Origin of the sequence: Pseudomonas nunensis, assembly GCF_024296925.1 — a bacterium.
In the GTDB taxonomy this organism is placed as follows: domain Bacteria; phylum Pseudomonadota; class Gammaproteobacteria; order Pseudomonadales; family Pseudomonadaceae; genus Aquipseudomonas; species Aquipseudomonas nunensis.
The window spans coordinates 3198130-3222521 of sequence record NZ_CP101125.1 but is presented as its reverse complement, the minus strand read 5'-3'; the positions used below and the strand labels follow the sequence as shown (position 1 = coordinate 3222521).

22 protein-coding genes are annotated in these 24392 nt (G+C 60.6%); 10 read left to right on the top strand and 12 right to left on the bottom strand.

Annotation, left to right across the window (positions count from 1 at the left end):
• Positions 1-120 precede the first annotated feature (120 nt).
• From fabI to gloB, 8 genes are all read right to left on the bottom strand, one after another.
• Positions 121-915, bottom strand: a complete 795-nt coding sequence (gene fabI / locus NK667_RS13685; protein WP_054047522.1) for an enoyl-ACP reductase FabI — start codon at positions 913-915, stop codon at positions 121-123.
• 21 nt (positions 916-936) lie between these two features.
• Positions 937-2547 (bottom strand): ABC transporter ATP-binding protein, encoded by a 1611-nt coding sequence (locus tag NK667_RS13680; protein WP_054615076.1) that lies wholly within the window; start codon positions 2545-2547, stop codon positions 937-939.
• 1 nt (position 2548) lies between these two features.
• Complete coding sequence (locus NK667_RS13675; protein WP_054047525.1) at positions 2549-3568, bottom strand: ABC transporter permease; 1020 nt, start codon at positions 3566-3568, stop codon at positions 2549-2551.
• Position 3569: 1 nt separating this feature from the next.
• Entirely contained in the window at positions 3570-4643 is a 1074-nt protein-coding gene (locus NK667_RS13670) for a microcin C ABC transporter permease YejB (RefSeq protein WP_054047527.1), read from the bottom strand.
• 3 nt (positions 4644-4646) lie between these two features.
• Entirely contained in the window at positions 4647-6488 is a 1842-nt protein-coding gene (locus NK667_RS13665) for an extracellular solute-binding protein (RefSeq protein ID WP_054047528.1), read from the bottom strand.
• Positions 6485-8317, bottom strand: a complete 1833-nt coding sequence (locus NK667_RS13660; protein WP_054615075.1) for an extracellular solute-binding protein — start codon at positions 8315-8317, stop codon at positions 6485-6487. Before NK667_RS13660 ends, NK667_RS13665 begins: the two co-directional genes overlap by 4 nt.
• A gap of 280 nt (positions 8318-8597) precedes the next feature.
• Positions 8598-10061 carry a transglycosylase SLT domain-containing protein gene (locus NK667_RS13655; protein WP_054047531.1) on the bottom strand — a complete coding sequence of 488 codons (1464 nt, stop codon included), beginning with the start codon at positions 10059-10061 and terminating at the stop codon, positions 8598-8600.
• 99 nt (positions 10062-10160) lie between these two features.
• Positions 10161-10928: a hydroxyacylglutathione hydrolase gene (gene gloB, locus NK667_RS13650; RefSeq protein ID WP_054616265.1), complete on the bottom strand. Its 768-nt coding sequence runs from the start codon at positions 10926-10928 to the stop codon at positions 10161-10163.
• Between the two features lie 65 nt (positions 10929-10993).
• On the opposite strand from gloB, the gene NK667_RS13645 reads away from it, so the two are divergent.
• From NK667_RS13645 to NK667_RS13625, 5 genes are all read left to right on the top strand, one after another.
• Positions 10994-11752 carry a class I SAM-dependent methyltransferase gene (locus NK667_RS13645; protein WP_054047532.1) on the top strand — a complete coding sequence of 253 codons (759 nt, stop codon included), beginning with the start codon at positions 10994-10996 and terminating at the stop codon, positions 11750-11752.
• A gap of 90 nt (positions 11753-11842) precedes the next feature.
• Entirely contained in the window at positions 11843-12295 is a 453-nt protein-coding gene (gene rnhA / locus NK667_RS13640; protein WP_054047533.1) for a ribonuclease HI, read from the top strand.
• 200 nt (positions 12296-12495) lie between these two features.
• Positions 12496-13260: a DNA polymerase III subunit epsilon gene (gene dnaQ, locus NK667_RS13635; RefSeq protein ID WP_054047534.1), complete on the top strand. Its 765-nt coding sequence runs from the start codon at positions 12496-12498 to the stop codon at positions 13258-13260.
• A gap of 315 nt (positions 13261-13575) precedes the next feature.
• Positions 13576-15831 (top strand): Orn/Lys/Arg family decarboxylase, encoded by a 2256-nt coding sequence (locus NK667_RS13630; RefSeq protein ID WP_054615074.1) that lies wholly within the window; start codon positions 13576-13578, stop codon positions 15829-15831.
• 14 nt (positions 15832-15845) lie between these two features.
• Positions 15846-16460, top strand: a complete 615-nt coding sequence (locus NK667_RS13625; RefSeq protein ID WP_054047545.1) for a GNAT family N-acetyltransferase — start codon at positions 15846-15848, stop codon at positions 16458-16460.
• Here NK667_RS13625 and NK667_RS13620 read toward each other — a convergent pair.
• On the bottom strand, positions 16426-17319 hold the full coding sequence (locus NK667_RS13620; RefSeq protein ID WP_054047547.1) for a LysR substrate-binding domain-containing protein: 894 nt from the start codon (positions 17317-17319) through the stop codon (positions 16426-16428). The two genes, NK667_RS13625 and NK667_RS13620, sit on opposite strands and share 35 nt — an antisense overlap.
• A gap of 88 nt (positions 17320-17407) precedes the next feature.
• On the bottom strand, positions 17408-17668 hold the full coding sequence (locus NK667_RS13615) for a hypothetical protein (RefSeq protein WP_054047549.1): 261 nt from the start codon (positions 17666-17668) through the stop codon (positions 17408-17410).
• Between the two features lie 176 nt (positions 17669-17844).
• Between NK667_RS13615 and NK667_RS13610 the strand changes: the two genes are divergently transcribed.
• Complete coding sequence (locus tag NK667_RS13610) at positions 17845-18405, top strand: NADPH-dependent FMN reductase (RefSeq protein ID WP_054047551.1); 561 nt, start codon at positions 17845-17847, stop codon at positions 18403-18405.
• A gap of 103 nt (positions 18406-18508) precedes the next feature.
• Here NK667_RS13610 and NK667_RS13605 read toward each other — a convergent pair whose 3' ends face one another.
• Positions 18509-18793 carry a hypothetical protein gene (locus NK667_RS13605; RefSeq protein ID WP_236708593.1) on the bottom strand — a complete coding sequence of 95 codons (285 nt, stop codon included), beginning with the start codon at positions 18791-18793 and terminating at the stop codon, positions 18509-18511.
• 421 nt (positions 18794-19214) lie between these two features.
• Between NK667_RS13605 and NK667_RS13600 the strand changes: the two genes are divergently transcribed.
• The gene (locus NK667_RS13600; protein ID WP_054047553.1) at positions 19215-20498 is read left to right on the top strand and encodes an arsenic transporter; all 1284 of its coding nucleotides are present in this window, start codon (positions 19215-19217) and stop codon (positions 20496-20498) included.
• A 105-nt stretch (positions 20499-20603) separates the two neighbouring features.
• Here NK667_RS13600 and NK667_RS13595 read toward each other — a convergent pair whose 3' ends face one another.
• Entirely contained in the window at positions 20604-21554 is a 951-nt protein-coding gene (locus NK667_RS13595) for a DUF1853 family protein (protein WP_054615073.1), read from the bottom strand.
• Between the two features lie 105 nt (positions 21555-21659).
• Here NK667_RS13595 and NK667_RS13590 point away from each other — a divergent pair, with 105 nt between their 5' ends.
• Genes NK667_RS13590 through NK667_RS13580 form a run of 3 tightly spaced genes read left to right on the top strand, consistent with a single transcriptional unit; the run spans position 21660 to position 24387 of the window.
• Positions 21660-22550 carry an NAD(+) kinase gene (locus NK667_RS13590; protein ID WP_010459816.1) on the top strand — a complete coding sequence of 297 codons (891 nt, stop codon included), beginning with the start codon at positions 21660-21662 and terminating at the stop codon, positions 22548-22550.
• Complete coding sequence (locus NK667_RS13585; protein WP_177331456.1) at positions 22547-23521, top strand: metallophosphoesterase; 975 nt, start codon at positions 22547-22549, stop codon at positions 23519-23521. Before NK667_RS13590 ends, NK667_RS13585 begins: the two co-directional genes overlap by 4 nt.
• Positions 23518-24387 (top strand): rhomboid family intramembrane serine protease, encoded by an 870-nt coding sequence (locus NK667_RS13580; protein ID WP_054615071.1) that lies wholly within the window; start codon positions 23518-23520, stop codon positions 24385-24387. The genes NK667_RS13585 and NK667_RS13580 overlap by 4 nt, the downstream gene beginning before the upstream one ends.
• Positions 24388-24392: the final 5 nt, after the last annotated feature.

Below are 24392 nucleotides of genomic sequence, written 5' to 3'. Positions count from 1 at the left end.
GCCTGACACACCGCTTTCGCGAGCAAGCCCGCTCCCACAGGGAATCTGTGTTCACCACTGAAATCCAGGCATAAAAAAACCCGCCAATCTCGGCGGGTTTTTTTATGCGCTAACCGAAGATCACTCTTCGATGTTGCCCATCGCAGTGGTGTTGAAACCACCGTCTACGTACATGATTTCGCCGCTGATGCCGGACGCCAGGTCCGAGCACAGGAAGGCGCCGGCGTTGCCGACTTCGTCGATGGTGACGTTGCGACGCAGCGGGGTTTGCGCTTCGTTGGCAGCCAGCATCTTGCGGAAGTTCTTGATGCCGGAAGCCGCGAGGGTGCGGATCGGGCCAGCCGATACGGCGTTGACGCGGGTGCCTTCCGGGCCCAGGGAGCCGGCCAGGTAACGTACGCCAGCTTCCAGGGAAGCCTTGGCCATGCCCATGACGTTGTAGTTCGGCATGGTGCGCTCGGCGCCCAGGTACGACAGAGTCAGCAGGCTGCCATTGCGGCCTTTCATCATTTCGCGGCCAGCCTTGGCCAGGGCCACGAAGCTGTAGGCGCTGATGTCGTGAGCGATGCGGAAACCTTCACGGGTGGTGGCTTCGGTGAAGTCGCCGTCCAGTTGGTCGCCCGGTGCGAAGCCGACGGAGTGAACGATCACGTCCAGGCCATCCCACTTCTTGCTCAGTTCTTCGAAGACCTTGGCGATTTCTTCATCGCTGGCCACGTCGCACGGGAAGCACAGCTCAGGGCTCGAGCCCCAGCCTTGTGCGAATTCTTCAACACGACCTTTCAGTTTGTCGTTCTGATAAGTGAAGGCAAGCTCAGCGCCCTCGCGATGCATGGCGGCAGCGATGCCGGATGCGATGGACAGCTTGCTGGCGACACCGACGATCAGTACGCGCTTACCGGCGAGAAAACCCATGTGTTGCTCCTCTCTTTCAGGTTATTGCGCAGTGGCTGGTGCCAGGAAAGCGGCTTCCAGCAACTGCTGTGTATACGGATGTTGGGGGGCGGCAAAGATACTTTGCGCGTCTCCCTGTTCGACCACTTGGCCATGCTTGACCACCATCAACTGGTGGCTCAGCGCTTTGACGACAGCCAGGTCATGGCTGATAAACAGATACGTCAGGTTGTACTTGGTTTGCAGTGACCGCAACAGCTCCACCACTTGGCGTTGCACTGTCCGGTCGAGGGCCGACGTCGGCTCGTCCAGCAGGATCAATGCCGGTTTTAGCACTAATGCCCGGGCAATGGCGATTCTCTGCCGTTGCCCGCCGGAAAATTCGTGGGGGTAGCGGTTCCGGCTTTCCGGGTCCAGGCCTACCTCCTTCAATGCCGCAATAATCGCTTGTTCCTGTTCCGCCTCGGTGCCCATCTTGTGGATCCGCAGGCCTTCGCCGACGATCTGGCTCACACACATCCGCGGGCTCAGGCTGCCGAACGGGTCCTGGAACACCACCTGCATCTCGCGACGCAACGGTCGAACTTCGTTCTGCGTCAGGCAGTCTAGCTGCTTGCCCTCAAAACGGATGCCTCCTTTGCTGCCGATCAGCCGCAAAATCGCAAGGCCGAGCGTCGATTTGCCGGAACCGCTTTCACCCACGATCCCCAAGGTCTGGCCCTGGGGCAGGCTGAAATTGATCCCGTCCACCGCCTTGATGTAATCCACCGTGGTTTTCAAGAAGCCTTTTTTGATCGGGAACCAGACTTTCAGGTCCTCGACCTGCAGCAATGGCGGGCCAATAACGTTGGTCGCCGGCTTGCCGCTGGGCTCCGCTGCCAGCAGTTCCCGAGTGTACGGATGCTGCGGCGCGCGGAACAACTCTTCGCACGATGCCTGTTCGACGATGCAACCGCGCTGCATGACACATACGCGATGCGCAATTCTTCGTACAAGGTTCAAATCGTGACTGATCAGTAACAACGCCATGCCCAGGCGGGCCTGTAATTCCTTGAGCAATTCGAGGATTTTCAGCTGAACGGTTACGTCCAGGGCGGTGGTCGGTTCGTCGGCAATCAGCAGTTCTGGCTCGTTGGCCAGGGCCATCGCAATCATCACCCGCTGGCGTTGGCCGCCGGACAATTCATGGGGCAGAGCCTTGAGGCGCTTGTGCGGCTCGGGAATGCCGACCATCTCCAGCAGTTCCAACGTGCGCTTGGTCGCGACTTTGCCGGTCAGGCCCTTGTGGATGCCGAGGATCTCGTTGATCTGCTTCTCGATCGAGTGCAGCGGATTGAGCGAGGTCATCGGCTCCTGGAAAATCATCGCGATCCGGTTACCACGGATGTGACGGATGGTTTTCTCTTTCAGGCCCAGCAGGTTTTGCCCGGAATACTCGATGGTGCCGGACGGGTGCCGGGCGAGCGGGTAGGGCAGCAGGCGCAGGATCGAGTGCGCCGTCACCGATTTGCCGGAGCCGCTTTCACCGACCAGGGCCAGGGTTTCGCCACGCTTGATATCGAAGCTGACGCCTTCGACCACCCGTTGCACGCGTTCGCCGACGACAAATTCGACGGCGAGGTCGCGCACTTCGATCAGATTGTCCTGATTCATTTCACTTCCTCGGGTCGAAGGCATCGCGAGCGGACTCGCCGATAAACACCAGCAAACTCAACATCAGCGCCAGCACGGCAAACGCGCTCATGCCGAGCCACGGCGCTTGCAGGTTGGATTTGCCCTGAGCCACCAGTTCACCCAGTGATGGACTGCCTGCCGGTAGGCCAAAGCCAAGGAAATCCAGCGCGGTCAAAGTGCCGATGGCGCCGGTCAGGATGAACGGCATAAAGGTCATGGTCGAGACCATGGCGTTGGGCAGAATGTGGCGGAACATGATCGCGCCATTCTGCATCCCCAGCGCCCGGGCCGCGCGCACGTATTCGAGGTTACGCCCACGGAGGAACTCTGCACGCACCACGTCCACCAGGCTCATCCACGAGAACAGCAGCATGATCCCCAGCAGCCACCAAAAGTTCGGTTGCACGAAACTGGCGAGGATGATCAGCAGATACAGCACCGGTAGCCCGGACCATATTTCGAGGAAACGCTGCCCGGCCAGATCGACCCAGCCGCCATAGAAGCCCTGCAACGCCCCGGCGATCACGCCGATGATCGAGCTGAGAATGGTCAGCGTCAGGGCAAACAGCACCGAAATCCGGAAGCCGTAGATCACCCGCGCCAGCACATCGCGGCCCTGATCGTCGGTGCCCAGCAGGTTGTCCGCCGAGGGCGGCGCCGGGGCCGGGACTTTCAGGTCGTAATTGATGCTCTGGTAGTTGTAGGGGATCGGCGCCCACAGAATCCAGGCGTCCTTGGCCTTGAGCAGTTCACGGATGTACGGGCTCTTGTAGTTGGCTTCCAGCGGGAATTCGCCGCCGAAGGTGGTTTCCGGGTAGCGCTTGAGCGCCGGGAAGTACCAGCCGTTGTCGTAATGGACTACCAGCGGTTTGTCGTTGGCGATCAGTTCGGCGCCGAGGCTGGCGCCAAACAGGATCAGGAACAGCCACAGCGACCACCAGCCACGTTTGTTGGCCTTGAACAGTTCGAAACGGCGGCGATTGAGGGGGGACAGGCTCATCTCAATGCTCCCGGTGTTCGAAGTCGATGCGCGGATCGACCAGGGTGTACGTGAGGTCGCCGATCAGTTTCACCACCAGCCCCAATAACGTGAAGATAAACAGCGTGCCGAACACCACCGGATAGTCACGGTTGATCGCCGCTTCAAAACTCATCAGGCCGAGGCCGTCGAGGGAGAAAATCACTTCCACCAGCAGCGAACCGGTGAAGAAAATCCCGATAAACGCCGACGGGAACCCGGCGATCACCAGCAGCATGGCGTTGCGGAACACATGGCCGTAGAGCACGCGATGATTGGTCAGGCCTTTGGCTTTGGCGGTGACCACGTACTGCTTGTTGATTTCATCGAGGAAGCTGTTTTTGGTCAGCAAGGTCATGGTGGCGAAGTTGCCGATCACCAGCGCCGTTACCGGCAGTGCAAGGTGCCAGAAGTAATCGAGGACCTTGCCGCCCATGCTCAGCTCGGCGAAGTTGTTCGAGGTCAGGCCCCGTAACGGGAACCAGTCGAAATAACTGCCGCCGGCAAACAGCACGATCAGCAGGATCGCAAACAGGAACGCCGGGATCGCGTAGCCGACGATGATCAGCGAACTGGTCCAGACGTCAAAGTGGCTGCCATGCCGCGTAGCCTTGGCGATCCCCAGCGGGATCGATACCAGGTACATGATCAGCGTGCTCCACAGCCCGAGGGAGATCGACACCGGCATCTTTTCCTTGATCAGGTCGATGACCTTGGCGTCGCGGAAGAAGCTGTCGCCGAAATCCAGGGTCGCGTAGTTCTTGACCATGATCCACAAGCGTTCCGGCGCCGATTTGTCGAAGCCGTACATGTGCTCGATTTCCTTGACCAGCGCCGGGTCCAGGCCCTGGGCGCCGCGATAGGCCGAGCCGGCCACCGACACTTCGGCACCGCCACCGGCGATGCGGCTGGTGGCGCCTTCGAAGCCTTCGAGCTTGGCGATCATCTGCTCCACCGGACCGCCGGGGGCAGCCTGGATGATCACGAAGTTGATCAGCAAAATGCCGAACAAGGTCGGGATGATCAGCAGCAGTCGCCGAAAAATATACGCCAGCATTGATTACTCCGTGCCCGCAGGGTCGGCTTGCAGTTTGGTTTCGACTTCTACCGCCGGTTTCGCGTCAGGCTTGACCCACCAGGTGGCAATGCCGACGTCGTACTTGGGTGAGATTTTTGGATGGCCGATATGGTTCCAATAGGCCACGCGCCAGGTCTTGATGTGCCAGTTGGGGATCACGTAATAGCCCCATTGCAGCACGCGGTCCAGCGCACGGGCGTGGGCCACCAGGCTTTTGCGTGAATCTGAGTTGATCAGGCCTTCGACCAACTGGTCCACCACCGGGTCTTTGAGTCCCATGGAGTTGCGGCTGCCGGGTTTGTCGGCAGCGGCGGACATCCAGAATTCACGCTGTTCGTTGCCCGGCGAGTTGGACTGCGGGAAGCTGCCGACGATCATGTCGAAGTCCCGGGAACGCACACGGTTGATGTATTGCGAAACGTCGACCCGGCGAATCACCAGGTCGATCCCGAGGTCGCTGAGGTTGCGCTTGAACGGCAGCAGCACCCGTTCGAATTCGGTCTGGGCCAACAGGAACTCGATGGTCACCGGTTTGCCGGTGGCGTCGACCATTTTGTCGTCGACGATCTTCCAGCCGGCCTCTTGCAGCAACTGATAGGCCTTGCGTTGCTGGGTGCGGATCATGCCGCTGGCGTCGGTCGTAGGGTTTTCGAACGCCTCGCTGAAGACCTGGGCCGGGAGCTGGCTGCGGAACGGGTCGAGGATCGCCAGTTGAGCGGCGTCCGGCAGGCCGGTGGCGGCCATTTCCGAGTTTTCGAAATAACTGCGGGTGCGCGCATAGGCGCCGTTGAACAGTTGCTTGTTGGTCCATTCGAAATCCAGCAGCAGCGTCATCGCCTGACGCACGCGGATGTCTTGGAACACCGGGCGGCGCAGGTTGAAGACGAAGCCTTGCATGCCGGTCGGGTTGCCGTTGGGGATCTGTTCCTTGATTAGCCGGCCTTCGGTGACTGCCGGGATGTTGTAGGCGTTGGCCCAGTTCTTCGCGGTCATCTCCAGCCAGTAATCGAACTGCCCGGCCTTGAGCGCTTCCAGGGCCACGGTGTTGTCGCGGTAATAATCGGTGGTCATCACATCGAAGTTGTAGAAACCACGGTTGGCCGGCAGATCCTTGCCCCAGTAATCCTTGACCCGCTCATAGCGCACCGAACGCCCGGCCTTCACTTCGCTGACTTTGTAAGGGCCGCTGCCCAGCGGGATTTCCAGGTTGCCCTTGTTGAAGTCGCGGCTGGCCCACCAATGTTTCGGCAGCACCGGCAACTGGCCGAGGATCAGTGGCAGTTCGCGGTTGTTGCTGTGCTTGAACTTGAACAGCACCGTCAGCGGGTCTTCGGCGACCACGTCGGCGACATCGCTGTAGTAACCGCGATAGAGCGGGGCGCCGTCCTTGATCAGGGTCTGGAAGCTGAACACCACATCCTCCGCACGCACCGGGTGGCCGTCGTGGAAGCGGGCTTCGGGGCGCAGGTAGAAACGCACCCAGCTGTTGTCCGGGGCTTTCTCGATCTTGCCGGCAATCAGGCCGTATTCGGTGAACGGTTCGTCCAGGCCCTGTTTGGCCAGGGTGTCGTAGATCATCCCGACATCGTCGGCGGGCACGCCTTTGCTGATGAACGGGTTGAGGCTGTCGAAGCCGCCGAAACCGGCCTGGCGGAAGATCCCGCCCTTGGGCGCGTCCGGGTTGACGTAGTCGAAGTACTTGAAGTCGGCCGGGTATTTCGGCGGCTCGTTGTACAGGGTCAAGGCATGTTGCGGGGCGGCGCAGGCCAGCCCGGCGAACAACAGACCGCTGGCCTGCAGGAGCAGGGCGCGTACGGGTTTCATTGATCTTTCTCCGAAGACTTCAGCCACCACGCGCTAAGGCCCAGGGTGTAGGGCGGCGTCGTGACAAAGGCGAACCGATTGCGGTAGGCCAGGCGATGGTAATTGAGGTACCAGTTGGGAATGATGTAGTGCTGCCACAGCAGCACCCGGTCGAGGGCCTTGCCGGCGGCGACCTGTTCATCCCGGGTCTGGGCGGCGAGCAATTGTTCGAGTAAATGATCGACCACCGGGTTGGCGATACCGGCGTAGTTCTTGCTGCCCTTGACCCCGACCTGGCTGGAATGGAAGTACTGCCATTGCTCCAGGCCCGGACTGAGGGTCTGGTTGAGAGTCATCAGGATCATGTCGAAATCGAACTGATCCAGGCGTTGTTTGTACTGGGCGCGATCCACCGTGCGCAGCCGTGCGTCGATGCCGATGCTGGCGAGGTTCTCGACGTAGGGCTGGAGGATCCGTTCCAGGTTCGGGTTGACCAGCAGAATCTCGAACCGCAGCGGCTGGCCGTTGGCGTTCTGCACGCGCTGGCCATTGAGTTTCCAGCCGGCCTCGCTGAGCAGGCCCAAGGCCTTGCGCAAGGTTTCCCGAGGGATGCCGCGGCCTTCGGTCTGCGGCAGGCTGAAGGGCTCGGTGAAGAGCTTGGCGGGCAACTGCTCGCGGTACGGCTTGAGCATCAGCCATTCGTGGCCGACCGGCAGCCCGCTGGCTTCGAATTCACTGTTGGGGTAGTAACTCATGGCGCGCTTGTAGGCGCCGCTGAACAGGGTGCGGTTGGTCCACTCGAAGTCGAACATCAAGCCCAGTGCTTCGCGCACCTTGACCTCGGCAAAGGCCGGGCGCCGGGTGTTCATGAACAGGCCTTGGCTCTGAGTCGGGATCTGGTGCGGGATCTGCGCCTTGATCACATCGCCACGCCGCACTGCCGGGAAGTTGTAGCCGTTGTCCCAGTTCTTCGCCTGGTGCTCGATGTAGATGTCGAATTCGCCAGCCTTGAAGGCTTCGAAGGCCACGTCGCTGTCGCGGTAGAACTCGACTTCCATGCGATCGAAGTTGTACTTGCCGCGATTGACCGCCAAGTCCTTGCCCCAGTAATCCTTGACCCGTTCGAAGACCAGTTGGCGTCCCGGTTGCACCGAGGTAATCCGATACGGCCCGCTGCCCAGCGGCGGTTCGAAGGTGGTGGCCTTGAAGTCGCGACCTTTCCAGTAGTGCTGGGGCAGCACCGGCATCTCGCCCAGGCGCAGGATCAGGAGTGGATTGCCGGCGCGCTTGAACACGAAACGGATGCGCTGCGGGTTGAGAATGTCGACCCGCAGCACTTCCTGGAGGGCGGTGCGGTACTGCGGATGGCCTTCCTTGAGCAGCAAACGGTAGGAAAACGCCACGTCGTAGGCGGTGATCGGCGTGCCATCGTGGAACCGCGCTTCGGGGCGCAGGTTGAACACCACCCAGCTGCGGTCCTCGCTGTATTCCACCGTTTGGGCGATCAGGCCATAACTTGAAGTCGGCTCGTCGCCGGACGGCGCGTACTGGCCGGTGCCGACCATCAGCGGTTCGTTGAGCTCGTTGATCCCGTATTGCAGGAAATTCGGCGTGGAAACCGGGCTTGAACCCTTGAAAGTGTACGGATTGAGCGTATCGAAGGTGCCAAACGCCATCACCCGCAATGTACCGCCCTTGGGCGCTTGCGGGTTGACCCAGTCGAAGTGGGTAAATCTGGCCGGGTACTTGAGCGTGCCGAACTGCGCATAACCATGGCTTTCGCTGATCGTCGCGCTTGCGGGGGAGCTCAAGGCCAGGCTGATCAGGAGAAGGAGGAGGGGACGCTTCAAGTCAGAGATCCGATCCAGGCGGCTTGGGCTTTGTGGGCCGTACAGTAACAGCTTGTATCGACAGGAAAAAGACAGGGGGTTAATGCGCTGTTAATTGCACATGCGGTGGGCCTGCATGCTGCAGAACCTGTGGGAGCGGGCTTGCTCGCGAATGCGGCTTTCCAGCCACCCAATAGTTGTCTGACACACCGCTTTCGCGAGCAAGCCCGCTCCCACAGGGGATTTGTTTCAGCCCTCAAATAGCAGGCAAAAAAAAGCCCCTGGATTCAGGGGCTCTTTGTTAGCGTGGCGAAGACACCGTCAGCATTTGCCCAGGCTTCAGCGCCTGGCCAACCCGAGGATTCCAGCGCTTTAGGTGTTGCATCTCAACGTTGAAACGTTTGGCGACCATATACAGCGAGTCGCCTTGCTGGACCTTGTAGGTCTGCTGGGTCTTGGCGACGGTCTTGCCGGTGTCCTTGCCTTTGGACTTGCCGCTCGCGGCGACGACCGTGTTGATCCGGCCGGCGCTGCGCTTGGTGTTGTCCTGCATGACCAGGGTCTGGCCGACCTTGAGGTTCTTGCCGGTCATCTTGTTCCAGCGCTGCAGGTCTTTGACATCGACCTTGTTGGCCTTGGCAATAGCAGCGAGGTTATCGCCACGTTTCACCCGGTAGGCGCGCTTGAGTTTGGCGATTTCGTTGTCGTCAGCGCCTTCGAACACCGGTTTCAGTGGTCGCGAGCTGATCAACTCTTCGGGGCGCATGGTCGACAGGCTGGCCGTCAGCAGTTGCGCCTTGGACGTCGGCACCAGCAAATGCTGGGGACCGTCGATGGTGGTGCGTTGCTTGAAGGCCGGGTTTAGCTGGAACAGTTCGTCTTCATCGATGTTGGCCACCGCAGCAACCTTGGACAGGTCCATGCGCTGGTTGATTTCGACGACCTGGAAGTACGGTTCGTTGGCGATCGGGTTGAGGTTAACGCCGTAGGCTTCCGGCGCCAGTACCACTTGCGACAGGGCCAGCAATTTTGGCACGTAGGCCTGGGTTTCGGCCGGCAGCGGCAGGTTCCAGTAATCGGTTGGCAGACCGAGCTTCTCGTTACGCTCAATGGCGCGGCTGACCGTGCCTTCGCCGGCGTTGTAGGCCGCTAGGGCCAGCAACCAGTCACCGTTGAACATGTCGTGCAGGCGGGTCAGGTAGTCCATGGCCGCTGTGGTCGAAGCGGTGATATCGCGACGGCCATCATAGAAACGGGTTTGACGCAGGTTGTAGTAACGCCCGGTGGAAGGGATGAATTGCCAAAGACCCACCGCGTCGGCCCGGGAATAGGCCATCGGGTTGTAGGCACTTTCAATCACTGGCAGCAGCGCCAGTTCCAGCGGCATGTTGCGTTCTTCAAGACGTTCGATGATGTAGTGAATGTACAGGCTGCCGCGTTCGCCGGCGTTTTCGAGGAAGGACGGGTTACTGGCGAACCACAGTCGTTGTTGCTCGATACGCGGGTTGACGCCCAGGTTGTCCTGCAGCTGGAAGCCCTGGCGCATGCGCTCCCAGACGTCCTGCGGTACTTGCGGTGTTGGTTTCTCGCTGAGCCAGATGGGTTTCTGCTTGGCTCGGGCGGCAATATTCGGAACGTGTGTGGCTTCGGGTTGCGGGACATGGCTTGAACAGCCCGCCAAAGTGGCGGACACAGCCACCGCGATGGCTTGAGCCAAGCGGGTCAATGCGTCTGAATTGATGGCTTTACGAATAGATGACGACATTGGCTGGAAGTAAGTTCCGGGCAAAAATGTCGGGGGATTCTAGAAAGCGTACCCCCCGCGGTCAACCATTCAGAATTTTTGTACCAATAGGTAGCCAGCTTAGAACTTATCTTTCCAAGCCCGCAAGGCAGCAAAAACCGCACTCGGACCCCGGTTTTGGGTTCCATTCCGTTCGTCCACTTTTTCTTTAACGGATGTTTCATCGACACGCAAAAACGGGTTCGTGAGCTTTTCAAGCGCCAGCGTAGAGGGCAGCGTCATGATTCCGGCTTCGCGTTGCGCGCTGACTTTTTCCAGACGCGCGGCAGTGTCCGGGTTGCCCGGTTCGACCGCTGCGGCAAACTTCAGATTGCTCAGGGTGTATTCGTGGGTGCAATACACCAGCGTGTCCTCAGGCAACGACGCCAGGCGCGTCAGCGAGGTGTGCATCTGCTCCGGAGTGCCTTCAAACAGGCGGCCGCAACCGGCGGCAAACAGGGTGTCGCCGCAGAACAGCAGGCCATGGTGATAAAAGGCAATATGCCCAAGGGTGTGGCCGGGAACGGCGTAGACATCGAAGTCCCAGTCCAGCACGTTGATACGGTCGTTATCCTTGAGCGCGACGTCCCGCGCCGGGATGGTTTCGCTGGCCGGGCCGTAGACTTTCGCGTCTGTCGCTTTTTTCAGCTGCTCGACGCCGCCAACGTGGTCATGATGGTGGTGAGTGATCAGAATATCGCTGAGCACCCAGCCCGGATGCGCCTCCAGCCAGGCCTGGACCGGCGCGGCGTCGCCCGGATCGACCACTGCGCAGCGTTGGGTGCGGTGGTCTTGTAACAACCAGATGTAGTTGTCGGTGAAGGCGGGCAGGGCACTGATCTGTATCATCGTCGGATTCGCCAAGCGGAAAACAATGGTGCATCTTAGAACTTCCTGGCGCTTTGGAGAATGCAATGACCGATAAAGCGTTCGCTCAGGCCGATCCTGAGTGGCTGACATTGATCAGCGCCGCCCGTGAATGGTTGTCCGGCCCGATCGGGCAATTTCTGCTGGACGAAGAACGGCGCATGCTCGAAGACGAGTTGGGCCGGTTCTTCGGCGGCTACCTCGTGCACTACGGGCCATCGGCCGAAACACCGCCGTCGGCGCCGCAAGTGCAGCGTAATGTAAGGCTCGGTGCGCCATTGCCCGGGGTCGAGATCGTCTGTGAAGAACAGGCCTGGCCCTTGAGCGAGCACGCCGCCGATGTGGTGGTGTTGCAGCACGGGCTGGATTTCTGCCTGTCGCCCCACGGTTTGTTGCGCGAAGCGGCAAGCAGCGTGCGGCCCGGCGGGCATCTGTTGATCATCGGCATCAATCCCTGGAGCACCTGGGGCCTGCGCCATGTGTTCGCCCATGACGCCTTGCGCAAGGCCCGTTGCATTTCGCCGTCGCGGGTCGGCGACTGGCTGAACCTGCTGGGCTTCGCACTGGAGAAACGCCGCTTCGGGTGCTATCGTCCGCCGCTTGCGTCACCCAAATGGCAGAGCCGTCTGGCGGGTTGGGAGCGCAAGGCCGGTGACTGGCAACTGTCGGGCGGCGGCTTCTATCTATTGGTGGCACGCAAGATCGTGGTCGGCCTGCGCCCCGTGCGTCAGGAGCGACGCGAGCCAATGGGCAAGCTGATTCCGTTGCCGATGGCCAAGGTCAATCGTCGTCATATCGAGCCGTAAACATTCTTTATTTTCCCGGCCGGGTTAGCCCGGCCTCGGGCATCGTCGATCCTGGATCGGCGAGCCACCGCATTTTCTGGATAGATTGGCATGAGCGATAGCGTAGAACTGTTCACTGATGGCGCCTGCAAAGGCAACCCCGGCCCCGGCGGCTGGGGCGCACTGCTGGTGTGCAAGGGCGTCGAGAAGGAACTGTGGGGCGGCGAAGCCAACACCACCAACAACCGCATGGAGCTGATGGGCGCGATCAAAGGCCTGGAAGAACTCAAGCGTTCCTGCGACGTGCTGCTGGTGACTGACTCCCAGTACGTGATGAAAGGCATCAACGAGTGGATGGCCAACTGGAAGAAACGCGGCTGGAAAACCGCCGCGAAAGAACCGGTCAAAAATGCTGACCTGTGGAAGCTGCTGGACGAACAGGTCAACCGCCACACCGTGACCTGGAAATGGGTGCGCGGGCACATCGGCCACCACGGCAACGAACGGGCTGACCAATTGGCCAATCGCGGCGTGGATGAAGTGCGCGGTTACAAGCAGGACTAATTGCGGCGCGGCCTTCGCGAGCAAGCCCGCTCCCACAGGGGAATGCGTTTCAAATGTGGGAGCGGGCTTGCTCGCGAAGAACGATGATGCGGTCGACCTGAAAGACCGCGCTGTCTGTTTCGCGAGCAAGCTTTGCTCCTGTGGTGAGCATGTTAAGATCGCCGCTTTTGCACGATTGACCCGTTGAGAGCTGAACACTGATGGCCACCAGATCCGTTGTACTCGATACCGAAACCACCGGCATGCCGGTGACCGACGGCCACCGGATTATCGAAATCGGTTGTGTCGAGTTGATCGGTCGGCGCCTCACGGGCCGGCACTTCCACGTTTATCTGCAACCGGATCGCGAGAGTGATGAGGGCGCCATCGGCGTTCACGGCATCACCAACGAATTTCTGGTCGGCAAGCCGCGTTTTACCGAAGTGGCCGATGAGTTCTTCGAATTCATCAAGGGCGCGCAGCTGATCATCCATAACGCGGCGTTCGACGTTGGCTTCATCAACAACGAATTCGCGCTGATGGGCCAGCACGACCGCGCCGACATCACCCAGCATTGCTCGATCCTCGACACCCTGATGATGGCCCGTGAACGTCACCCGGGTCAGCGCAACAGCCTCGATGCGTTGTGCAAACGCTATGGCGTCGACAACTCCGGCCGTGAACTCCACGGCGCCTTGCTCGACTCCGAGATCCTCGCCGACGTTTACCTGACCATGACCGGCGGCCAGACCAGCCTGTCCCTGGCGGGTAACGCGTCTGACGGCAACGGTTCGGGCGAGGGCGCGGACAACTCCGCCACCGAAATTCGTCGCCTGCCAGCCGATCGCCAACCAACCCGGATCATCCGCGCCAGCGAAGATGACCTCGCGCAGCACCTCGCACGTTTGGAAGCAGTGGCCAAATCCGCCGGTGCGCCGTCGTTGTGGCAGCAGTTGGCAGATGCCAAGGCGCAGGCTGCAGGCTGAAGGCCTTTGTGGCGAGGGAGCTTGCCTGTGGCGAGGGGGCTTGCCCCCGTTGGGCCGCGAAGCGGCCCCTGCATTACTTTCAGATAAACCGCATTCGCAGTATTTACGACTGCTGCGCAGCCGAACGGGGGTAAACCCCCTCGCCACAAGGTCCCGCGTCAACCTCTGATCATCATTTCAGATTGCGATTGATGGCCACATGATGGTGCGCTGACTGACCCGCTTCGGGGCATCCGCGCTCGCCACATCCGCCGCAACCCTCTACCCTGAGGGAATTGGCAGACCACGGTCTGCCGCCTCAGGACACTGAGCCCCATGTATAAAGATTTGAAATTCCCGGTCCTGATCGTCCACCGCGACATCAAGGCCGACACTGTTGCCGGTGACCGCGTGCGGGGTATCGCCCGGGAACTGGAGCAAGAAGGTTTCAGCATTCTCAGTGCGGTGGATTACACCGAAGGGCGGCTCGTTGCCTCGACCCATCACGGCCTCTCGTGCATGTTGATCGCCGCCGAAGACGCCAGCGTCCATTCTCATTTGTTACACAATATGGCCGAATTGATCGGTCTTGCGCGGGTGCGTGCGCCGGATTTGCCGATCTTCGCGCTGGGCGAACAAGTCACTTTGGAAAACGCCCCGGCCGACGCCATGGCCGAGCTCAATCAACTGCGTGGCATTCTCTATCTGTTCGAAGACACCGTGCCATTCCTCGCCCGCCAGGTCGCCCGTGCGGCGCGCAAGTACCTCGATGGTCTGCTGCCGCCGTTCTTCAAGGCCTTGGTACAGCACACCGCCGACTCCAACTATTCCTGGCACACTCCCGGGCATGGTGGTGGCGTGGCGTATCACAAGAGTCCGGTGGGGCAGGCATTCCATCAGTTTTTCGGCGAAAACACCTTGCGTTCGGATCTGTCGGTGTCAGTCCCGGAACTCGGTTCGCTGCTCGATCACACCGGTCCGCTGGCCGAAGCCGAGGCCCGGGCAGCGCGCAATTTCGGCGCCGATCACACCTTTTTTGTGATCAATGGCACTTCCACGGCCAACAAAATCGTCTGGCACTCCATGGTCGCCCGGGATGACTTGGTGCTGGTGGATCGCAACTGCCACAAGTCGGTCCTGCACTCGATCATCATGACCGGCGCCATCCCGCTGTACCTGTGTCCGGAGCGCAATGAACTGGGGATCATCGGCCCGATACCGCTGAGCGAATTCAGCCGCGAATCGATCCAGGCCAAGATCGACGCCAGCCCTCTGACCAAGGGCCGCGCGCCCAAGGTCAAGCTGGCGGTGGTGACCAATTCGACCTACGACGGCCTCTGCTACAACGCCGAGCTGATCAAGCAGAACCTCGGCAACAGCGTCGAGGTCCTGCACTTCGATGAAGCCTGGTACGCCTACGCGGCGTTTCACGAATTCTTCGCCGGGCGCTACGGCATGGGCACCTCGCGCAGTGAAGACGGCCCGCTGGTGTTCACCACGCATTCCACGCACAAATTGCTGGCGGCGTTCAGTCAGGCGTCGATGATTCATGTGCAGGACGGCGGCGCGCGGCAACTGGATCGCGACCGTTTCAACGAAGCGTTCATGATGCACATCTCCACGTCGCCGCAGTACAGCATCATCGCTTCGCTGGACGTGGCGTCGGCGATGATGGAAGGTCCGGCCGGGCGTTCGCTGTTGCAGGAAATGTTCGACGAAGCCCTGAGCTTTCGCCGCGCCCTGGCCAATCTGCGTCAGCACATTGCCGCAGATGACTGGTGGTTTTCCATCTGGCAGCCGCCGTCGGTGGAAGGCATTACCCAGGTCATCACCGAAGACTGGTTGCTGCAGCCTGATGCGGACTGGCACGGCTTTGGCGGCGTAACCGATGACTACGTGCTGCTCGATCCGATCAAGGTCACCCTGGTCATGCCGGGCCTGACCGCTGGCGGCGCGCTGAGCGAGCGCGGAATTCCGGCGGCGGTGGTCAGCAAATTCCTCTGGGAGCGCGGACTGGTGGTCGAGAAGACCGGGCTGTATTCGTTTCTGGTGCTGTTCTCCATGGGCATCACCAAGGGCAAGTGGAGCACGCTGCTCACCGAGTTGCTGGAGTTCAAGCGCAGCTACGACGCCAACACCAGCCTCGCCAGTTGCCTGCCGTGTGTGGCCCAGGAGAATCTGGCGCGCTATCAAGGCATGGGTTTGCGCGACCTGTGCGATCAACTGCACGCCTGCTACCGCAGCAACGCCACGGCCAAACACCTGAAACGCATGTACACCGTGCTTCCGGAAATCGCCATGAAGCCCGCCGACGCCTATGATCAATTGGTACGCGGTGAGGTTGAGGCGGTGTCGATCGATGCCCTGGAGGGGCGAATCGCCGCCGTGATGCTGGTGCCGTACCCGCCTGGGATCCCGTTGATCATGCCCGGCGAGCGCTTCACCGAATCGACTCGATCGATCATCGATTACCTGGCATTCGCCCGTACCTTCGACAGCAGCTTCCCGGGATTTGTCGCCGATGTGCACGGATTGCAACACGAAGATGAGGGCAATGGGCGGTTGTACACCGTCGATTGCATCAAGGAATGAGGACCTTTCCCAGTATGCAACCGGTCATGAATCCGAAATACCCAGGGCTGTCGGTGCGGGTTGCCGACGATGGTTTTGCCGCTTACATCTGGGGCAGCGATTTCAGTTTTGAAGTCGCCGCCTACGGTGCTGCGCAAATTGGCAAACCGGTGGCGCAATGGCCGGTGACGCCGATCACCCCTTATCGAAAGTGCTACGGCATCGATCCGGAAGAGTTCAGCAGTTTCCGCGATGCCGCCGACAGCGCGATTTTCATGGCTTATCTGGATGACGAGCCAGTCGGCCATCTGGTGATCAGCACCAACTGGAACGGCTTTGCGCATATCGACGAGTTGGCGGTGCATGCGCCGGCCCGGCGGCATGGCGTGGCCAAGTCGCTGCTGGATGTGGCGCAGTTCTGGAGTCGCAAAAAGAAACTGCCGGGCATCATGCTCGAAACCCAGAACAACAACCTCGGCGCCTGTCGGCTCTACGAGCGTTGTGGCTATGTGATTGGCGGGATCGATCATCTGCGCTATCGCGGCATCGATCCGAACACCGCCGAAGTCGCGTTGTTCTGGTATCGATTGTTCGATAACCCGCTGGAAAACCCGATCAGCTCGCCAGCATCACCACGGCTTGTTCCGTAATGATCGCCAGCAACGCCTGAACGGCCGGTGATGGCTCGGCGTTCTTCAAGGTCAGGGCGTAGAGGCTGATCGGCACCGCCGGGGCCAGCGGGCAAGCATCCAGCCCGGACGCCTTGGCGCCGAGGGCGGTGAAGGGGTCGACGATGGCCAGGCCTTCACCGGCCTCGACCATGCTGCGCATCATCTGATGAGTCTGCACGCGGGTCTGGATCACCAGGGCCGGGCGTAGCGCCTGCAACTTGGTTTCCAGCGCCGGGCTCAACGGATCATGACCGTCGAGGCCAACCATCGATTGGCCGGCCAAATCCTGCACCGACACATACTTCTGCTTCGGCTGCAGCCAGCCGTGGGGCGCCAGCAATTGGAGCTTGCCCTGGGCAATAACCTGGCAATCGATATCAGCGTGGTCGGGGTCGTGCAGGCTCAGGCCCAGATCGCTTTCGCGCAACAATAGGCTGCGGACGATATCGCGGGTGGGTTGGCTGAGGAGGGTGCACGGCGCATCGGGAAAGCGTCGGCGCAGGGCCGCGATGCTGTGGGGCAATAACTGCTGGGCCAGCGGCGGGGTGCCGATGACGCGCAGCGGTGGCGCGAGGTATTGCTTGAGACTGTTGGCCAGGCGCTGAACCGGTTCGAGGGCTTCATAAACGTGGGCGATCTCGACCTGCAACTCCCGCGCCTCGCGTGTGGCCTGCAAGCGGCCGCGCACGCTGGAAAACAGCATGAAGCCCAACTGACCCTCGGCGTCGCGCAAAATCCCTTCGACTTCGGCCACCGGCAACTGCAGCCATTCGGCGGCGGTGCCCAGGTGACCGGTCTGCAAGAGCGCCTGGATCACTTCGATATGACGTAAACGCATGCGTGAAGTCCATGTTCAGCAGGTGAGGGAGTCAGTGGCTGAATCCTAACTCAAGTGCGCGCATATGACTTCTGCTCATAACACGGGGTTATGAGGCGACGGTGGTTTCCGGCAGGGTACCGATGTAAGTGTCCGGTTCGCGAGTCAGGGTGATATCCGACTGGATTAACTGGAACCGATTGTCATCGAGCTTCTTCATGCGATCGCCAATGGCCAGTTTGTAAGTGGTGACAGGCTCCGTGCCTTCGACACCGTCTGCCGACGGGTTGGATTCCTGGAACTCATGCACGGAATAAACGCGGCCTTCCGCGTCTCTTGCATGGAACTGACCGACGAGTACTGCTGCCATCTGCTTAGAACCTCTGGAGATAAATCACTCAATTTGCGGTTCTGTAGACCGTGCTTGGGCGAAGTAAGTTTTCCTACAAGAAAAAAATAGTCAGCGGCGGCGATTTTCGCTCGCCCGCTGATCGAAACGTCATCTATAACTACAGGCTCTTCCCATCGGACAGTCGAGAATCTTCCATGAGCAACGTCTATACGATCGCCGTTGTGGTCGGCAGCTTGAGAAAAGAATCGATCAACCGCAAGGTCGCATTGGCCCTGGCTGATCTGGCGCCTGCCAATCTGAAGTTGAACATCGTCGAAATTGGCGACTTGCCACTCTACAACGAAGACATCGATGGCGCTTCACCGCCGGCAGCCTACAGCACTTTCCGCCAACAAGTGAGCTCATCCGACGCAGTGCTGTTCGTAACCCCGGAATACAACCGTTCGGTGCCGGCACCGTTGAAGAATGCGATTGACGTGGGTTCACGTCCTTATGGCAAGAGTGCCTGGAGCGGCAAACCGGGCGGCGTGATCAGTGTTTCGCCGGGTGCTATCGGTGGTTTCGGGGCCAACCATCACCTGCGCCAGTCCATGGTGTTTCTCAATGTGCCGTGCATGCAGCAGCCGGAAGCGTATCTGGGTGGCGCCGGCACAGCGTTCGACGAGGCGGGCAAGTTGAATGAATCAGTGAAGCCGTTCTTGCAGAGCTTCATCAATGCGTATGGGCAGTGGGTCGAGCAACACAAAAAAGCCTGACACCCCAAAAACCTGTGGGAGCGGGCTTGCTCGCGAAGGCGGCCTTACATTCAACATTGATGTTGGCTGATAGGCCGCCTTCGCGAGCAAGCCCGCTCCCACATTAGTAACCGAGTCGGGCGCAGAACATCGATTCAATTTCCAATAGCCAAGCCGCCATTTGAGCCGCCACCGGTTGCGCCACCACAAAATACCGCCGCCCACCCCAGGCCATGATCACCCAGGCATCGATGGTGGCTGGCGACGGTTGCACAGGCAAATCCCCACACGCAGCAAACGCCTCACGCCATTTTTGCGACAGTTCCTGGAACAGCCGCCGATGATGCTTGGGTTCGGTGAACCGGTGTTCGATCGCCAGCACTTCGTCATTGAACAGCGGTTGCCGCACAACATCCGGCTCGCAGGTCAGCCCGCATATTGGTGAAGGGTTGCAGCGGTTTTATGGGTTGGTCACCGCGACTTCCACGCTATTGCTTGAAGTGGTCGAGAGTGAAGGCTACGAGGCGGTGCAACGTGTAATATCGCGGCTGTTTCATGGGCAGGTGGCGCCGGTCGAGGGGCATGTCATCAGGTTGTAGTCTGCTGACTCAACGATAGCCCCCAATCCCCTGTGGGAGCGGGCTTGCTCGCGAAGGCGTGGTGTCAGTCGACATTGATATTGACTGACCCACCGCTTTCGCGAGCAAGCCCGCTCCCACAAAGGGGATTTGGGTGTGACCGGGATTTTGTCTCGCGTCACGGAATTATCGCCCCGACCCTCCACTCTGTTGCATGTCCCCCCACCCGATTGTCTTTCAAGGCTGCTGTGCATGCTCATTGCGTCGTTGATTTTCCTGCTGACCATTACCCTGGTGATCTGGCAACCCAAAGGCCTCGGCGTCGGCTGGAGCGCGGTGTTTGGCGCGGTGCTGGCGCTGCTGTTCGGGGTGGTGCACCTGAGCGATATCCCGTTGGTGTGGCAGATTATCTGGAACGCCACCGGTACCTTTGTCGCACTGATCATCATCAGTCTGTTGCTGGACGAGGCGGGGTTCTTTGCCTGGGCGGCGTTGCACGTGGCGCGTTGGGGCAAGGGCAGCGGGCGCAAGCTGTTTGCCTTTATGGTGTTGCTCGGGGCGCTGGTGTCCGCACTTTTTGCGAATGACGGCGCGGCGCTGATCCTTACGCCGATCGTGATTTCCATGCTCCTGGCCCTGCGCTTTTCGCCCGCCGCGACCCTGGCCTTCGTGATGGGCGCCGGGTTCATCGCCGACACCGCGAGCCTGCCACTGGTGGTGTCGAACCTGGTGAACATCGTTTCCGCCGACTTCTTCCACATCGGTTTCAACCGCTATGCGGCGGTGATGATCCCGGTCAACTTCGTCAGCGTCGCCGCGACGTTGGGTATGTTGATGTGGTTCTTCCGTAAGGACATTCCCAAGGCCTACGACCCCGGACAACTCGACGACCCGGCCACGGCGATCCACGACAAAGCCACTTTTTATGCCGGTTGGGTCGTGTTGGTGATCCTGCTGGTCGGCTGCTTTGCCCTGGAACCGCTGGGGATTCCGATCAGCGCGATTTCCGCGGTGTGCGCGGCGCTGCTCCTGGGCATCGCCGCCCGCGGCCACAAGATTTCCACGCGCAAGGTGATGAAAGAAGCCCCGTGGCAGATCGTGATTTTCTCTCTGGGCATGTACCTGGTGGTCTACGGCCTGCGCAACGCCGGGCTCACCGACTACCTCGCCGGTTGGCTCAACGGCTTCGCCGGTTACGGCGTCTGGGGCGCGGCGATGGGCACGGGTGTGCTGACGGCGTTGCTGTCGTCGATCATGAACAACTTGCCGACGGTGCTGATCGGCCTGCTCTCAATTGATGCGAGCCAGGCCACGGGCGTGGTCAAGGAAGCGATGATCTACGCCAACGTCATCGGCAGCGACCTGGGGCCGAAAATCACTCCGATAGGCAGTCTGGCGACGTTGTTGTGGCTGCATGTGCTGGAGCGCAAGAGCATCAAGATCGGCTGGGGTTATTACTTCAAGGTCGGGATTGTGCTGACGGTGCCGGTGTTGTTGGTGACGTTGGCGGCGTTGGCTGTGCGGTTGTCCGTTTAGACCGTGTTGGCCCCATTCGCGAGCAAGCCCGCTCCCACATTTGGAATGCATTCCCCTGTGGGAGCGAGCCTGCTCGCGAAGGGGCCAGCCCGGGCGCTGTAAATCTCAACCACTACCCGGCACATTCGGCCAAAGATCCGCCACCAGAAACAACCGCTCGGCTTCTTCCCATTCGCCATTGGCGTTTTCGGTCAGCCGCACCATCAACTGCGCCGGGGCCAACGGGTCCAGCTCATTGAGCCAGGTATTCAACTGTTCAGTGCTCCAGGTCTGCTCTAGCGGATAGTGCGCCGGCGCGAGCCAGGCATGCCGGGGCAGGGGTTGCCAGCGCCCGAACGGTCGCTGCACGACAAAGTCAGCCCAATCCTTCTGATGCAACCAGCTACCGCGCAAATGCTGCGGATGGGCGCCGTTCGGCGAGGCGGATTGCCCCGGCCACGGATACAACAGGTAACCGCCGAGCCATAAATGCGCACTGAACTGCTGGATATCCAGCGCCGCCAGCGCTTCGCGACTTTCCGGGCGGGCAGAAATCGGCAGTTGATGCTGACTCAAATGCGCCAGTTTGCGGTCCAGTCGATCATGACAACCCGGCCCCAGCCACGTCGCCGTGTCATGCCCATCGCCGTTTTGCGGGCCGAGGTAGAGTTTGATCGCCAGTTCCAGGTGATGCACTCCGTCACGATCACGCAGCAGCATGTCCAGTTCGCCTAGGGTATGACCTTCGCGGCGGATTGGCAGGTTGGCGGCAATCAACTCGATTCCCGGTGCATGCTTCACCGCGTATTGCCACAAGCGTTCGTAATACAGGCCCAGGCGTCGGGTGCGCGACTGCGCCAGCCAGTGCAGCAAGTCATAACTGTCGCGATCCAGTTCTCGCAACCAGCGTTCCAGACCCTCCGGCGCCTGCACCCAGTCGCTGCCGGCCAGCGGATGACGCTGCGGCCACGGCGGTTCGCCGAGCATCGGCGGCGCAAGGATGACCCACGCCAGGTCGCGCACTTCCGGGTGGCGCAACTGGTGGGGTAACTGGAGCAAATCCGGGAATAAGATCATTCTGCGAGCATAGCCTCTTAAGTCATGGCTTAAAGGATTTTGTCTATCCCGCGCTTTCGCCCATAATCGTCGCTTTAGCCCGACGCAGAACCTCGCAGGAGCCCCATGGAGCAATTTCGTAATATCGGCATCATCGGTCGCCTGGGCAGTTCGCAGGTGCTGGATACCGTCCGCCGACTGAAACGGTTTCTGCTCGATCGTCACCTGCACGTGATCCTCGAAGACACCATCGCTGAAGTCCTGCCGGGGCACGGCCTGCAAACCTCGTCGCGCAAGATGCTCGGCGAAGTGTGTGACATGGTGATTGTGGTCGGCGGTGACGGCAGCCTGCTCGGCGCCGCACGCGCCCTGGCCCGGCACAATATCCCGGTGCTCGGGATCAACCGTGGCAGCCTGGGTTTCCTCACCGATATCCGCCCTGATGAGCTGGAAGTCAAAGTCGCCGAAGTGCTCGACGGCCACTATCTGGTGGAAAACCGCTTCCTGTTGCAGGCCGAAGTCCGCCGCCATGCCGAGGCCATCGGCCAGGGCGACGCGCTGAACGACGTGGTGCTGCACCCCGGCAAATCCACGCGCATGATCGAATTCGAGCTGTACATCGACGGCCAGTTCGTCTGCAGCCAGAAGGCCGACGGCCTGATCGTCGCCACACCCACCGGTTCGACCGCGTATGCGTTGTCGGCGGGCGGCCCGATCATGCATCCCAAGCTCGACGCTATTGTGATTGTGCCGATGTACCCCCATACCTTGTCAGGCCGGCCAATTGTGGTCGATGGCAACAGTGAGCTGAAAATCGTCGTGTCCAAGGATATGCAGATCTACCCGCAAGTCTCCTGTGATGGGCAGAACCATTTCACCTGCGCGCCGGGTGACACCATCACCATCAGCAAAAAAGCCCAGAAGTTGCGGCTGATTCACCCTCTCGACCACAACTACTACGAAGTGTGCCGGACCAAGCTCGGCTGGGGCAGTCGGTTGGGTGGTGGAGGCGACTGATGCTCGATCCCGCGCGTAGCTACGACCTGATCGGTGACGTGCACGGTTGCGCTCTGACCCTTGAGCACTTGCTCGACCGGCTCGGTTACCACAAACAGGGCGGTGTCTGGCGGCATCCGTCGCGCATGGCGGTGTTCGTCGGTGACATCATCGACCGCGGCCCGCGTATTCGCGAAGCGCTGCACATCGTCCACGACATGGTCGAGGCCGGCCAGGCGCTGTGCATCATGGGCAACCATGAGTTCAACGCCCTCGGCTGGAGCACCCCGGCGCCACCCGGCAGCGGCAAGCAGTTCGTGCGCGAGCACACGCCACGACATGCCCGGCTGTTGGGGGAAACCCTGACCCAATTCGAAGATCATCCCGCCGACTGGCATGACTTCCAGCAATGGTTCTATGAACTGCCGCTGTTCGTCGATGCCGGACGTTTTCGCGTGGTGCATGCTTGTTGGGATTCGGGCCTGATCGAACCGTTGCGCGCACTGTTCCCCGACGGTTGTGTCGATGAACACTTCCTCCAGGCCTCCGCCGTGCCGGGCAGCTTCGCCTGCACCGTGTTCGATCGCCTGCTGCGCGGCACCGACATGCGCCTGCCCGATGGCCAGACCATGACCAGCGGCGATGGCCTGACGCGATCGTTCTTCCGTACCAAGTTCTGGGAAGACGACCCGCAAACCTACGGAGACATTGTGTTCCAGCCCGACGCCTTGCCGAAACCGGTGGCGCGTACGCCGCTGTCGTCGACCGAGAAAAACACCTTGCTGCGCTACGGCGTCGACGAGCCTTTGCTGTTCGTCGGCCATTACTGGCGCAGCGGCAAACCGGCGCCGATCCGGCCGAACCTCGCGTGTCTGGATTACAGCGCGGTGCTGTACGGCAAACTGGTGGCCTATCGCCTGGACCAGGAAACCCGTCTCGATCCGCATAAATTCGTCTGGGTCGACGTCGAACGGCCGGAGGCCTTGCAATGAGTGTTGTCGCGGTATTGCGTCTGCCGTTGGCGGTGGATTTGAGTGGCTTCGTCAAGTTGCTGCAACGCATGCAAGTGCCCCATCGGGTCAGCGAAGAGGCGGGCGAGCAAGTGCTGTGGGTGCCGGCCAACATCAGCGAGGACGTGCGTTCGCTGTACGAACGCTTCCCGGCGGGTGATCCCGATCAGCAACTGGACATCCCGGTGGCGCAAACCATGCGGCGCCCGGGTTTTGTCGAGCAGTTGCGCCACAGCAAGGCGACCGCCGGCATTCTGCTGCTGTGCCTGATCGTCGGCGCGGTGACTGTGCTGGGTGAAAACCTCAGCACCATGCACTGGTTCACCTTTCTCGACTTCCGCGTGATCGGCGACTACATCGAGTTCACGCCGCTGGATGAAGGTCTGGCGGCGGGGCAGTGGTGGCGTCTGGTGACGCCGATGCTGATCCACTTCGGCTTCCTGCACCTGGCCATGAACGGCATGTGGTACTGGGAACTGGGGCGGCGCATCGAGGCGCGCCAGGGCAGCATCAACCTGATCGGCCTGACCTTGCTGTTCAGCCTGGTGTCGAACTACGCCCAGTATTGGTTCAGCGGCGCGACCCTGTTTGGCGGGTTGTCCGGCGTGCTCTACGGCTTGCTCGGGCATTGCTGGATCTTCCAGTTGCTGTCGCCGAACCCGGCCTATCGCCTGCCGCGCGGCGTGCTGGTGATGATGCTGGTCTGGCTGGTGTTGTGCCTGTCCGGGCTGGTCTCGATGATCGGCTTCGGCGAAATTGCCAACGCAGCCCACGTCGGCGGGTTGCTCATCGGATGCTTCACCGGTTTGTTGGGTGGTTTGTACAACCGCCGTAAACTGGCCGTCTAAAACAG